The organism is Enterococcus sp. DIV0240d, assembly GCF_051711245.1.
GTDB classification, from domain to species: Bacteria; Bacillota; Bacilli; order Lactobacillales; family Enterococcaceae; genus Enterococcus_D; species Enterococcus_D casseliflavus.
In genome coordinates this window covers 2785364-2797810 of the sequence record NZ_JBIOMG010000001.1, presented here as the reverse complement: position 1 = coordinate 2797810, position 12447 = coordinate 2785364, and the positions used below count along the sequence as shown (strand labels likewise).

At 40.7% G+C, this 12447-nt stretch carries 12 protein-coding genes; 10 read left to right on the top strand and 2 right to left on the bottom strand.

Features of this window, described 5'->3' with window-relative positions:
• Window positions 1–145 precede the first annotated feature (145 nt).
• Entirely contained in the window at window positions 146–1198 is a 1053-nt protein-coding gene (locus IGJ25_RS13440) for a zinc-binding dehydrogenase (protein WP_225001401.1), read from the bottom strand.
• Window positions 1199–2509: 1311 nt separating this feature from the next.
• Between IGJ25_RS13440 and adhP the strand changes: the two genes are divergently transcribed.
• The 8 genes from adhP to IGJ25_RS13400 all read left to right on the top strand — a co-directional run bounded on the left by adhP (window position 2510) and on the right by IGJ25_RS13400 (window position 8391).
• The gene (adhP, locus tag IGJ25_RS13435) at window positions 2510–3523 is read left to right on the top strand and encodes an alcohol dehydrogenase AdhP (protein ID WP_005229064.1); all 1014 of its coding nucleotides are present in this window, start codon (window positions 2510–2512) and stop codon (window positions 3521–3523) included.
• A 100-nt stretch (window positions 3524–3623) separates the two neighbouring features.
• On the top strand, window positions 3624–4343 hold the full coding sequence (locus tag IGJ25_RS13430) for a response regulator transcription factor (RefSeq protein ID WP_171805173.1): 720 nt from the start codon (window positions 3624–3626) through the stop codon (window positions 4341–4343).
• A 261-nt stretch (window positions 4344–4604) separates the two neighbouring features.
• Window positions 4605–5009: a VOC family protein gene (locus IGJ25_RS13425; RefSeq protein WP_005229066.1), complete on the top strand. Its 405-nt coding sequence runs from the start codon at window positions 4605–4607 to the stop codon at window positions 5007–5009.
• A 192-nt stretch (window positions 5010–5201) separates the two neighbouring features.
• The gene (locus IGJ25_RS13420; protein ID WP_010749722.1) at window positions 5202–5627 is read left to right on the top strand and encodes an Rrf2 family transcriptional regulator; all 426 of its coding nucleotides are present in this window, start codon (window positions 5202–5204) and stop codon (window positions 5625–5627) included.
• 137 nt (window positions 5628–5764) lie between these two features.
• Window positions 5765–6412: an NAD(P)H-binding protein gene (locus tag IGJ25_RS13415; RefSeq protein ID WP_016608699.1), complete on the top strand. Its 648-nt coding sequence runs from the start codon at window positions 5765–5767 to the stop codon at window positions 6410–6412.
• Window positions 6413–6591: 179 nt separating this feature from the next.
• Entirely contained in the window at window positions 6592–7053 is a 462-nt protein-coding gene (locus tag IGJ25_RS13410; protein WP_015510123.1) for a GAF domain-containing protein, read from the top strand.
• A gap of 178 nt (window positions 7054–7231) precedes the next feature.
• Window positions 7232–7459 carry a hypothetical protein gene (locus tag IGJ25_RS13405; protein WP_005229082.1) on the top strand — a complete coding sequence of 76 codons (228 nt, stop codon included), beginning with the start codon at window positions 7232–7234 and terminating at the stop codon, window positions 7457–7459.
• A gap of 158 nt (window positions 7460–7617) precedes the next feature.
• A complete protein-coding gene (locus IGJ25_RS13400; RefSeq protein WP_081116494.1) occupies window positions 7618–8391 on the top strand; it encodes a hypothetical protein in 774 nt (257 codons plus the stop codon).
• Between the two features lie 74 nt (window positions 8392–8465).
• On the opposite strand, the gene IGJ25_RS13395 is transcribed toward IGJ25_RS13400, so the two are convergent.
• Window positions 8466–8801 carry an antibiotic biosynthesis monooxygenase family protein gene (locus IGJ25_RS13395; RefSeq protein WP_081116493.1) on the bottom strand — a complete coding sequence of 112 codons (336 nt, stop codon included), beginning with the start codon at window positions 8799–8801 and terminating at the stop codon, window positions 8466–8468.
• Window positions 8802–9508: 707 nt separating this feature from the next.
• On the opposite strand from IGJ25_RS13395, the gene IGJ25_RS13390 reads away from it, so the two are divergent.
• Together IGJ25_RS13390 and IGJ25_RS13385 are read left to right on the top strand one after the other, a co-directional pair.
• Window positions 9509–11170 (top strand): peptide ABC transporter substrate-binding protein, encoded by a 1662-nt coding sequence (locus IGJ25_RS13390; protein ID WP_225001399.1) that lies wholly within the window; start codon window positions 9509–9511, stop codon window positions 11168–11170.
• A 188-nt stretch (window positions 11171–11358) separates the two neighbouring features.
• Window positions 11359–12432: a dipeptide epimerase gene (locus tag IGJ25_RS13385; RefSeq protein WP_438779412.1), complete on the top strand. Its 1074-nt coding sequence runs from the start codon at window positions 11359–11361 to the stop codon at window positions 12430–12432.
• Window positions 12433–12447: the final 15 nt, after the last annotated feature.

The following is a 12447-nucleotide window of genomic DNA, read 5'->3' as shown; positions in this document are numbered from 1 at the left end:
TCTAGAATTGATTAATTGTGGAAAAAGGGTAGGCTGTTACAGTGTTTTCTTTCTTCATAGATAAAAAGACAAAGTACTGGTTATAGTACTTTGTCTATCGAGAGGCTGTCCATTGTTCGGACGAGCGTTTTTTAATTAGCTTTGTCTATTCATCCCTTGAAACAACAACCATAGATTTGATCGTTTTTCGTTCCTGCATATCGGCATAGGCTTGGTTGATATCATCTAAATCATAGGTTTGGGTGAAAACGCGGCCTGGATTGATAGTACCATCAAGCACCGCTTTTAACAGGATTTCCTTATCATATGTTGTGACCGATGCAGATCCTCCTGCAATGGAAATGTTTTGAGCAAAAGTGGAACCGATTGGTCGATTGTCATAGTGAGGGACGCCGACATAACCTACACGACCACCATTATGCAATACACCAAGGGCTTGTGTAATGGCAGCTTCTGTACCAACACATTCAAGAGCAGCATCCGCGCCTCCGCCAAGGATCTCGCGTACCTTCGCGATTCCCTCTTCACCACGCTCAGCCACAACAGCTGTAGCACCTGATTGAAGAGCCATTTCTTGTCGATCTTTATGACGGCTCATTAAAATAATTTGGGAAGCCCCACGCATTTTTGCCGCGATGACAGCACATTGTCCTACGGCACCATCGCCAATCACGACGACTTTATCCCCTTTTTCTACATGTGCACAACGTGCCGCATGATATCCTGTGGGCATAACATCTGCCAAAGTTAAAAGAGACTTGATCATACCTTCCGTATAATCAGCTGGCTGACCTGGAACTTTTACAAGGGCCCAGTTGCCGTAATGGAAGTTGATATACTCAGATTGGAAACCGTTAGACCAATTCGTTGTACCTTGATGACGGTCGCATGTGCCATCAAAGCCGGCACGGCAAGCATCACATTCACCACAACCATGGGTGAAGGGGACGATGACAAAATCTCTAGGTTTCACAGTCGTAATGTCTGGACCGATTTCTTCAACGATGCCTAATGCCTCATGACCATCATTAACTGAATGAGGTTCTTTACTATCGCCATGGGCATACGACCAAAGATCAGAACCGCAAACACATGCTCGGACAACTTTAATAATAACATCATCGGCTGCTTGCAAAGTTGGCTTTTTTACTTCTTCCATTTTAACTAATCCTGCTTTTTCAAAAATTGCTGCTCTCATATAAATCCTTCTTTCTTAAGTTAGTATTGTTAGTATAAATGCTGAAGTTAACTTTAGGTCAAGAAAAAGACACATCAAGAAATGACGTTCTCTAAAAAATTCCATTCAGGTTTTCCTTCAAGAGCAAACGTAGTGCTAACAAAAATAATTATTTCTATTCGTTAGCCGTTTCTTACGATGTTTCAAGTGGAACATGCGCAAATGACGCCTGGAGACGGTTTGTCATTCAAACCGCCTGCCGTTTCTGAAACTTCTATCCAACTTCCCTCAATGCTTCATTTGGCGCAACAAAAATTACATGTACGTCAGAGTAACTTTTTTCATAAATGATTTTAGCTTATCTAGCAGAGGATACCATGAAATGATCGTCTAAAGTTTTGCGAAGACAGAATACTTTCTTCAGATTCAAGTTTATTTCCCTCTCAACAACTGTTACTGATCAGCAGTTTTTTATAAAAAAGGCAAAGAGGCAATAAACGGAGATTTTAATTAAACGTTCACTACACATTTAGGCTATAGAAGTTCATTTTGAGTGATTAGGTAGTTGCTGATTGATTACTATGTTTTTCCGTATTATGTGCCGATCGTAGTTGGGGAGCCTTTTGGGCTTTTTTATTTTGACACAGTAAGGCCAGGAAGCAGGTTATGGGATGTTTCTTATGCTGCGTACCGCTGGGTACCCTTGTATTTTGATGGGAACAGTCATCTGAGTGAAACGCAATGCCATCGATTGAAACTTTTTGTGGATACTTATCGGCTGTCCAATAATGACAGAGTACAGATTGTCGATTGTTTGATCGACCGCCTTTGTGCACTAGTTGCTTTTATGAGTAGAAAAGGAGAAGAAGGGAATGGAAATTTTCAGAAAAACATTGACGAGGGACATCTTGCTAAATACCAATAGGACATTCAGCGCCTGAAAGAAAATAAATCGCAAGTCATCGAAGGGATAAAAATAGAAGGATAGAAGAACAGTGAGTACAAATCATCCTACAGTCTTCTATCAGATCGTCTTGATGTTTTTTATTGAAACGATTGTTATTTATAGAGATGAATTTTCTCTATCTTTTTAATTTTTACTTTTATGTAATCTGGAAATAAAGAAAAAATTTTGAATGATTTCATTATTGTTTTCTAATAAATGATTACAGAAAAAAAGCAATAAATTCCCCTTTTTTTGATGATTTCTATGGTAATCTTCTCGATAGAGAACTTTCTTTTATCTAGCTATTACTGACCTCTATGCGTTAGTTAACTACTTCACAAATAAAAGGGAGTTCTTTATTTAATCGAATTGAAAGAGGTGTCTTTGTGAAAGCAGCTGTAGTATCAAAAGATAAGGTTGTAAAAATCGAGGAAAAAGAATTAAGAGCGCTTCGTCCGAATGAAGCATTATTGAAAATGGAGTGTTGCGGTGTCTGCCATACTGACTTGCATGTAAAAGATGGCGACTTTGGAGATGCATCTGGGATCGTACTCGGACACGAGGGAATCGGTAAAGTGGTTGCAATCGGTGATGATGTTACTTCTCTAGCAATCGGTGACCGTGCAAGTGTCGCTTGGTTGTATGAAAGCTGTGGATCATGCGAATACTGTGTGAACGGGAATGAATCATTATGCCGTTCGGTTAGAAATGCCGGCTATTCTGTAGATGGTGGTATGGCTGAAGAATGTATCGTTGTAGCTGACTATGCAGTGAAAGTTCCAGAGGACTTAGGTTCTGCTGAAGCCAGCAGCATTACTTGTGCAGGTGTAACCACATATAAAGCGGTAAAAGTTTCTGACATTAAACCAGGTCAATGGATCGCCATCTATGGTTTAGGGGGACTAGGAAACCTAGCCTTACAATATGCTAAAAATGTCTTTAATGCAAAAGTGATTGGAATCGATATCAACGACAAACAGTTGGACTTCGCAAAAGATCACGGCGCTGATCTTGTAATCAATCCTGCAAAAGAAGATGCGGCAAAAATCATTCAAGAAGCAACCGGCGGCGCACATGCAGCCGTAGTAACAGCTGTTTCAAAAGCAGCCTTCAATTCTGCTGTTGATGCTGTTCGTGCGGGCGGTACGATTGTAGCGGTCGGTCTCCCACCAGAAAGCATGGACTTGAACATTCCTCGACTTGTATTGGATGGGATTAAGATTGTCGGTTCCCTTGTTGGAACACGAACTGATTTAGCAGAAGCTTTCCAATTTGCAGCGGAAGGGAAAGTCGTTCCTAAAGTAGTCATGCGTCAGTTAGAAGAGATCAACGATATTTTTGATGAAATGCTTTCAGGAAAAATCAAAGGACGGATGGTTATTGATTTTCAAGAAAAATAAACGAAAATAGAGAAACCGACTATGAATTTTTAGCGAAGGAGAAAATTTCGTGTGTAATTTATTGATCATTGACAGCGAAGAGCGAAGAGCAGTTAGCGAGATGGTTCGTTTGATTGATCGTCATTTCCCAAATGTCATCTTGCTTCCAATGGTTGATTCGAAAAAAGCACTTCAGCGTACCTGTCTTGAGCAGATGGTTGAGATTGCAGTGATCAATGCGGATGGCGAAGAGGACTGTTTTGAATTATACAAAGAGTTGCTTTCTTTTTATCCGAATGCAAAAGCAATTTTGTATTCTGCAGTAGAAAGTTTTGCTATCGCTCAAAAAGCGTTGCGTTACGACTTGATCGATTATTTGGTCGAACCGATCACCAATGATTTTGTTTATGCATTGGACCGAGGGATTCAATCCATCAATCAGATTTCCTTGCTGCACGTCGAGAAAAACAATGAAGCTTCTCCTTCGCTTTCTTTAAGACATAAGATATTGCGCTATATTCATGAAAATTATAGAGAACATATTACGTTAGACACTTTAGCAGATCACCTGCATTTAAGTCGGTATCACACCAGCCGTTTGATCAAGAATACATTAGGAATGACCTTTTCATTGTACTTGATGATTTATCGTATTGAAGTTGCCAAAAAAGAACTCTCAACAAGTGATCGATCAATCAGTGAAATTTCTGTTAGAGTAGGATTCAATGATCCAAATTATTTTAGTAAGAAATTTAAAAAAGCAACTTCTTATACGCCCAAAGAGTATCGAAAAATTTATCGTGGGAAAGTAACCGTGATCGACTCAAGACTTGAGCTTTGAGTATTAAATAAAGTAGTTTGGGCTGATTGTATTAGCGAAAACATGATTCTTTGCTAATGCTTATCAAGTTACTTTTTCATAGATGAGAAAAGCTAAAAGGCCTATGTGTGCAAGGCCTTTTTTTACTTGAAAAAAATTTTGGATCAGGTTATTCAGACTAGCAGCAGAGGACAAAGACTGATGTTTTTGTGAATGAACCGATAGGTGCTATAATGAGAACGGATTCAGCAGTGCAGCTTACCAAAGAAAGGGAGCAAGAAAATGGCGAACAAAATGGTGTTTATTAACTTGCCTGTCACTGATATCAAACGTGCAACATCCTTTTATGAAGCGCTGGGGTTTGTAAAAAATGAAGAGTTCTCAAACGAGACCAGCAGTGGAATGGTTTGGAGTGAATCGATTTGGTTAATGCTGTTAGAACATGCGTTTTACCAACAATTTCTAAATGGTAGAAGTATTGCAGATACAAAGAAGACGAGTGGCGCATTGATCGCGTTTAGTTTTGACACACCAGAAGAAGCAAAGAATTTTGCAAAAATCGCTGAAGAAAATGGTGGACAGTCGTTCCAAGTTGATATGGGGATTCCAGAGGACATGATGGTCGGCTATGAAATCGTTGATCCTGACGGCAATCAGATTGAGTCTGCTTGGATGAAGGGCTATTAGCAAAGTGCTCGTTTAAATAAAAAGGAAAAAAATGGTTCAGTATGCAGTTCCCTCAAGAAGTTAGGCTTTTGTGCTAACTTTTTGAGGGCTGCTTTTTCTTGATGGGATCCTCGAGTTTTGTAAGATTGGTCAGTACCCTTTGTCTAAATCTGAAAAAAGAGGTATGATACAAGAAAAAGGAGTGGAGACGAAGTGAAATATTCAACGAAATACAGCGACGCCATTCACATCCTCGCTTACATCCACCTCTTTAAAGGAACTGATCTATCAAGTGATCGGATCGCCCAGAGTGTTGAAACGAATCCTGCTTATGTTCGCCGGATTATGAGTGATCTGCGTATTGCCGGATTGATCGAAAGCCAAAGAGGAAAACCAAACCCTAAACTAACGAAGGAACCAAATGAGATTTCTTTGTTGGACATCTATGCGAGTGTTGAAAAAGATCAGCATCTTTTACATGCGGACAAAAAGACCAATCCCAATTGCTTGATTGGGGGGAATATCCAAACGGTATTAGAGGAAACTTACGATGTGCTGCAAAAGAAAATTGAGCAGGAAATGAGCGCTATCTCGCTACAATCCATCATTGACGGCATTCAAGTAGAAGCCAATCATTAAAAGTGTCACATAAAAGGCTGTAAAAAAAGAACTTTCACCTGCTAGGCAAATTCTTGACAGGGAAGAAAGTTTCTTTTATACTCTAGTTGTAACTTAATTAGTAACAACTGATTTTGAAAAAAACAAAAGTAGGAAGGATGATCATTATGAAAATCGGTATTATTGGCGCAACAGGGAATGCAGGTTCAGCAATTTATCAAGAAGCAGTACAGAGAGGACACGAAGTGACTGCTATCGTGAGAAATGAAGCGAAGGCCAAAGAACAACTTGGTGAGACGGTCAAAACACTTACAAAGGATGCTTTTTCTCTCACAGAAGAAGAGCTCAGTGACTTTGATGTGCTTGTTGACGCGTTTGCGACAAGTCCTGACAAAGCTTACTTGCATGTGGATCTGGCAGCAAAATTAGTGCACCTGTTTCGAGAAAAAAATACTCGTTTGTTCTTCATCTTAGGAGCCGGCAGTTTATTCAATGAAGCGGGGGAACGTAATCTCTCTGAGTTGAAAAAAGCACCAGGAAGCGAAAGTTGGATTGCGATTCCAGAAAATCAGCTAGACGAATATCTCTTTTTAGAAACAGTCAAAAATGTCCCTTGGGTGGGGATTTCTCCTGGGAATGTCTTTCAAGAAGGACCAGCTAAACCAGCGATTTTAGGGAAAGATCACTTACTATTCAACGAACAAAAGGAATCGGTGACATCTAGCGGTACGTTAGCTAAGGCAATTATCGATGAGATCGAAACAGTACAACATGAAAACACTCGCTTTACTGTGATTGATGCCTAGTAAGTTTTCAAAGACGACTGAGAAGGAAATGCTATGAGTAGCGTTGACTATTGGTACGAGTGGATGGATAGGCTATTTTAGGCAACAGTTCTTTTTTCACATTATTGTTTCCCATACTCAGTAATTTAGACAAGACAAATCCTCTGTCTTTGCTTATAATCAAGGACAGAGGTGAGAAAATGAATAAAAAAATCGAAGCGTATGAATTGATGCTTCTGCAATTAAAAGGATTACTAGAAGCAGAGAGTAATTGGATCGCTAATCTAGCAAACTCTTCTGCTTTATTAAATGAAACATTGGAAGATACGGTGTTTGCCGGCTACTATTTGTTTGAAGAAGGCGAACTGATCTTAGGCCCGTTCCAAGGAAGAGTATCTTGCACCAGAATCACTATGGGCAAAGGAGTTTGTGGAGAGTCAGCGGCAAAACAAACGACATTGATCGTCCCGAATGTCAAAGAACATGAGAACTATATCTCTTGTGACTCGGCAGCTATGTCTGAAATCGTTGTTCCTATGATAGCTGATGATCAATTGATTGGTGTTTTGGATATCGATAGTGGCAAAACGAACAGCTATGATGAGATCGATCAGAAATATCTTGAAGAATTTGCGGCGATCCTAGTAGCGAGTCGTAAATAAATCGTCATTTCTTAATAATTAGCAAAAAACAATATAACGTTTACAAAGCAAGTGTTCATTGAATAATGGGCACTTTTTTCATTTTTGTTTTAAATGGACATGCATATCGCTTTATTTTATTAAAATTAGATGATAAGATGATAATACAATTAGAGAAACGAGTAGTAAGGAGCGCATTATGGAAGCAGAAACAATTGTATTAGGTAAAGCATATGAATGTAAACCAGTCGGCTTAGAAAGCCGCGTTATCGGAGAAGTGGTCAGAAAAATGGAACGTTGTGCCGTTTTGCATGTGATCCGTTATGAAGAGACTGATCATGACGAGCTTGAAGAACGTTGTGGACGAGTTGTGGCAAAATACAACGAGATCTATCAACCAGCATTGGTTGAATGCTTTTCTAGCTAAGGGTTAATCCCAATCAAGCGAAGCCATGCACGTAAACCAATTCCCTTAACAAAGGGGCTGTTTCTTGGAAGTAGCCTCTTTTTTTGATTCTTGGACACCGCTGCGTAGAAAAATACATGCTATAATGGGCGAGAAACTAGCAGAAAGCAGGGAGCGAAATGGAATTAGAAAAAACGGTCATTGATGACAAACAGATGCTTTTTGAATTGCCGAAGGAAGCAGGGCAACTGCAAATTGTTAAAGGAAAACTTATTGAAACAAAAGACAATACCGTCCTCTTAGCCATAAAAGAAGGCCAATTACTATCAGTAGCAGATGAGAAAACATTTGATGACAAGCAAGAATATGATCGCTTAATGATCCTTACACCACCTTGGGAGATCATGGCGCCATACTTAGCAGCCTATTATCAAGAGAAATATCATTTGTCCAATGCTTCCAACGCACCTATCGTGATTCCACAGGAACTGCAACAAGGGGTCGCTGTTTGTGCGGAATCATTTGATTGCTTGATCGATTTTCTGGGGTATGTATCCACCAGTAAAAAGGAAACGAAAGCGGTGAAAAAAGGGGGCAAGCCTCGTCATAAATGGTCAAAAGAATTACAAGATGAACCCTTTATGGTGGATTATCAAGGAAGTACAGCAACGGTCTATTGGCAGAAACGCAACGAGGTTCGAATTGAAAAAGGCGCTACCTTGCGTCAAGAGGTCCCTTTGAACAAAGACGGCTCGGTGGGCTTTTCAGCTCGATTAGCAGAAAAGATACGGCAAGAGAATCAATCAGCGATCAAAGAGGGACGAACGATTGAAGACGTCGTATTAAAAAGTGTAAATGAGGTCGGCATGTTTCTTTACTATGGGGGGACCAATGGCTGGCTTCAATTAAAAGATCAGCAAGGAAGAACCCTGAACGAGCGAACGGTGGAATAGAAAAGAGAGATACTGAACAAGAAAGCGATCCACCAAAGCGAACGGAATCAGCTTTGGTGGATCGCTCGTATCGTTTAACTAGGAGTAGGCTCTTCATCGATCAAGACAAATTCTTGACCTGTTTTGGACAAAACAAGGCTCGGTTTTGCAGTTCCTTCCTTTTCTGCTCGATACGCATCTCGGTGCTTTTGCAGATGTTCGGGGCGTTTTAACCAAGCTTGAAATGCTTTTTTCTCAGTCCATTTTGACACCAGCTGGAAAACGAGGCGGTCTTTTGATTCTGAAAACCAAGCTTCAGCAGACTGACAGCCAGCGAATGTTTTCATTGAGGCGGTATCTTTTTTCATTTTAGCTAGAAATCGTTCTTTACCTTCAGGAATTACTTCAAATGCGACGGTACGGATATACATGAAATTCCTCCTTGCTGTGAGTGATTTCATTTAGTATAGCGCTAATTGAGAATCATTGTCAATTAGCGTAAGGGATTTGTACGTTTTTATCGATTTTCACTTTTTGATTAAATCTTTCAAAAGCCTTGAACAAATGAAAAAAGTACGTATAATTAATATACGTACTGAAGAGTCCGAAGAGTATTGGAGAAAATGGATACTTGGGGAAGTCTTTCTTTTCTCACGTGCAATACTCTTCGTTTGTTTAGTGTACCACTCCCATTTTAAAATAGATACGTTTTTTTTACTTTCTGAGGAGATTTCTTTTACTCCTTGAGTTGAAAGGCAAAAAAGTGGGAAGGTTCTGAGAAAGCGCTATGAAGACGAAATTTATGTCTTCTTTTTTTGTGTGAAAGGGAAGGTAAATTAAGAAAGTTTTTTATCCATTTTACCTGCGAAATGATGTATAAGAAAGTATCATAAGTTCTGATCCCTAGAAGATCAGGACTTTTTTGTATGCTTTCTTGGCACGACTCCTTTCAACGATATTCAGCATAAAGTCGCTCTTTTCTACTTTTTACATTCAGAAGAGCGTTTCTGACACAACCGTGTAACCTCTTACATTTTTTGGTCGTGTTAAATTGACAGGCTGCATAAACATGCGGTAAACTCGGTACAACAAACAGAATTTTTTGAATTATCTGAATGTTAGAAGGGGATGAGTAGAAATGGGGAAACGTAGCAAATATGCAGTATCGCTTGTGTTACTAGGCAGCTTATTTTTAGCAGCTTGTCAAAATGGCAATGAAGATAACGAGACGGATTCATCAGCCGCTTCTTCTGCAGAGCAAGTGATCAATGTGCAATTTTCGGCAGAGATGGGCAGTGCAGATATTTCTTTAGCAACCGACTCTTACAGCTTTATCACGTTAAACAACGCCTATGAAGGTCTTTATCGCTTAGATGAAAACAATGTTCCTGTGATTGCTGGTGCAAGCGAAGACGCTGAAGTTAGTGAAGATGGGCTTTCTTACACCATTTCACTGCGGGAAGAGGCAAAATGGTCCAATGGCGATCCAGTTACTGCAGCTGATTATGTTTTTAGCTGGCAACGCACCGTTGATCCAGCCACTGCTTCCAATTATGCTTATATGCTGGCACCCGTTAAAAACGCTGCCGCTATTTCAGATGGTACGCTAGATAAAAGCGAGTTAGGGATCGAAGCAGTCAATGATCATGAATTGAAAATCACGTTAGAAAAACCGACGCCTTACTTTTTATCTTTACTGGCTTTTCCAACTTTCTTCCCGCAAAACGAGCGTGTCGTAGAAGAGTTCGGTGACCAATATGCCTTAACCAGTGAAAACGCGGCGTACAATGGACCATTCCTATTGACCAATTATGCTGGACCAGGCACCGACATCCAATGGACATTGGCGAAAAATCCCGATTATTGGGATGCTGATTCGGTCAAACTTGAAACAATTAACTTTGATGTCGTGAAAGACTCATCGACCGCTTATAACTTGTACGAAAGCGGACAAGCCGATGACATTATTTTAAGCGGTGAATTGGCGATGCAGAATGTGAATCATCCTGATTACATTGTTCAGCCTAGTGCAACCACTCAGTATTTAGAAATGAATCAAGCACCAGAAGATTCGCCTTTTCGAAATGCAAATCTGCGCCAAGCCATTTCGTATAGTATGAATCGACAACAAATCGTTGACAATATTTTAGGCAACGGCTCCTTACCGGCGGTCGGTTTTGTTCCTTCTGACCTAGCGTTTAATCCAGAGACAAAGGCTGATTTTGTCGAGGATGCGGCAACCACGTTAGCCTTTGACGAAGAAAAAGCCCAAGAATATTGGGAAAAGGCAAAAGCTGAACTGGGTATCGATACATTGTCTTTTGAACTGTTGACATCAGATACCGATCAATCGAAAAAAATGGCAGAATACATTCAAGGTACCTTGCAGCAAACACTGGATGGGCTGACTGTCGAAGTCACAAACGTTCCATTTTCTGTGCGCTTGGATCGTTCAAATAGCGGCGATTTTGAGATGGTCATGAACAACTGGATCGGGGATTATGCAGATCCAATCAACTTTTTGGAATTGTTCAAAAAAGACAGTTCCTATAATCGTGGAAAATGGCTAAATGATGACTACAATCAATTGATCGAACAAGCCTCCAATGAAAATACTAACGATCCAGAAGCCCGTTGGGAAAATATGGTAGCAGCAGAAAAAATCTTAACCGACGACTTAGGCGTTATTCCACTCTTCCAAAGTGCTGAAGCACATCTACGGTCGCCAAAAATCAAAGGCCTCATCGTTCATAGTGTTGGCGCGGCCTATGATTATAAAAATGTCTTTGTCGAAGAATAAGGAGAAAAAAGCTCCTTTTGTCTATTCATTGTCTGACTTCGCCAAAGAGGGCAGCAGACGAGAAAAACGTTACTAGAATGTTTAGCAACTTGATAACAAGGAATAAAGCAGTTCTTTTTCTAGCAGCGAACAATGACGTATTCATTTTAGCTAGATAAGAACTGCTTTTCTTTTTGGGAGGAACACCAATGAAAATCACAGCAGTTGAAACCAAACGAATTCCGATCCAGCTGAATGCACCCTTTAAAACGGCGCTCAGAGAAGTGCACGCCGTCGAAGTGATTCGAGTGCTGCTTTTTTTTGATAATGGGATCGTTGGCATCGGAGAAGCAGCACCTACCGAAGTGATCACCGGTGATACAAAAGAAAGTATTTTAAAAGATATCGAAACGGTCTTTGCCCCGTTCCTGTTAGGCAGAAAGGTAGATGCCCAATTGCTAGTAATGGATGAGCTTCATGCGCTGATCCAGCATCATACGAGCCCTAAAGCGGCGATTGATATCGCGTTGCATGATGCACTGGCAAAAGCGGCCAACTTGCCTCTTTACCGCTATTTAGGTGGTTCTTCCAATACACTGACAACCGATTATACGATCAGTGTTGGCTCACAGGAGCAGATGCTGCATGATGCCCAAGCGAAAGTCCAGGCGGGATTTCGCTCCTTGAAAATCAAACTAGGGGCAGGAACGATCGAAGAGGAAGTTGCGAAAATTCGCCGCATCAATGAACGCTTGGCAGGAAAGATTCCCTTTCGAATTGATGCGAATCAAGGCTGGACCAAAGAAGAAGCGGTGCAGATTTTAGACCAATGGCAAGACATTCCGATCGAGTTTGTTGAACAGCCAGTAAAAGCCCATGATTTTGCTGGACTCAGCTATGTGACTGCTCGTACGACGATTCCAATCATGGCTGATGAAAGTCTTTTTTCCTATGAGGATGCCAAACGTTTGATTGCTGAAAACTGCTGCAATTATTTGAACATTAAATTGATGAAAAGCGGCGGGATCAAAGAGGGACAAAAAATTTATCACTTGGCAAAAGAGCATCAAATGCCAGTGATGGTCGGTTCGATGATTGAAGGGTATGGGGGAATGGCGGCAGCCGCCCATTTTGCCTTGGGGATGGCCGACGTCCAATTTTATGATCTGGACGTTCCTTTTATGTGGGAGACCCAAACGACTTCCCCTGAAATGCAAGGGGTTCTTCAGCGTCCAGGAAGCTTGAGGGTCACCGAACGCATCGGTCTAGGAATCAACGAATAAATAGTTATGAGAGGA

What these genes read in the sequence shown, in the direction of transcription:
- IGJ25_RS13395 (WP_081116493.1), bottom strand. Translation starts at nt 8,801, where the DNA reads ATGTATATCCGTACCGTCGCATTTGAAGTAATTCCTGAAGGTAAAGAA.
- IGJ25_RS13415 (WP_016608699.1), top strand. Translation starts at nt 5,765, where the DNA reads ATGATCATTATGAAAATCGGTATTATTGGCGCAACAGGGAATGCAGGT.
- IGJ25_RS13385 (WP_438779412.1), top strand. Translation starts at nt 11,359, where the DNA reads ATGAAAATCACAGCAGTTGAAACCAAACGAATTCCGATCCAGCTGAAT.
- IGJ25_RS13430 (WP_171805173.1), top strand. Translation starts at nt 3,624, where the DNA reads ATGGTTCGTTTGATTGATCGTCATTTCCCAAATGTCATCTTGCTTCCA.
- IGJ25_RS13400 (WP_081116494.1), top strand. Translation starts at nt 7,618, where the DNA reads ATGGAATTAGAAAAAACGGTCATTGATGACAAACAGATGCTTTTTGAA.
- IGJ25_RS13405 (WP_005229082.1), top strand. Translation starts at nt 7,232, where the DNA reads ATGGAAGCAGAAACAATTGTATTAGGTAAAGCATATGAATGTAAACCA.
- IGJ25_RS13410 (WP_015510123.1), top strand. Translation starts at nt 6,592, where the DNA reads ATGAATAAAAAAATCGAAGCGTATGAATTGATGCTTCTGCAATTAAAA.
- IGJ25_RS13440 (WP_225001401.1), bottom strand. Translation starts at nt 1,198, where the DNA reads ATGAGAGCAGCAATTTTTGAAAAAGCAGGATTAGTTAAAATGGAAGAA.
- IGJ25_RS13425 (WP_005229066.1), top strand. Translation starts at nt 4,605, where the DNA reads ATGGCGAACAAAATGGTGTTTATTAACTTGCCTGTCACTGATATCAAA.
- IGJ25_RS13390 (WP_225001399.1), top strand. Translation starts at nt 9,509, where the DNA reads ATGGGGAAACGTAGCAAATATGCAGTATCGCTTGTGTTACTAGGCAGC.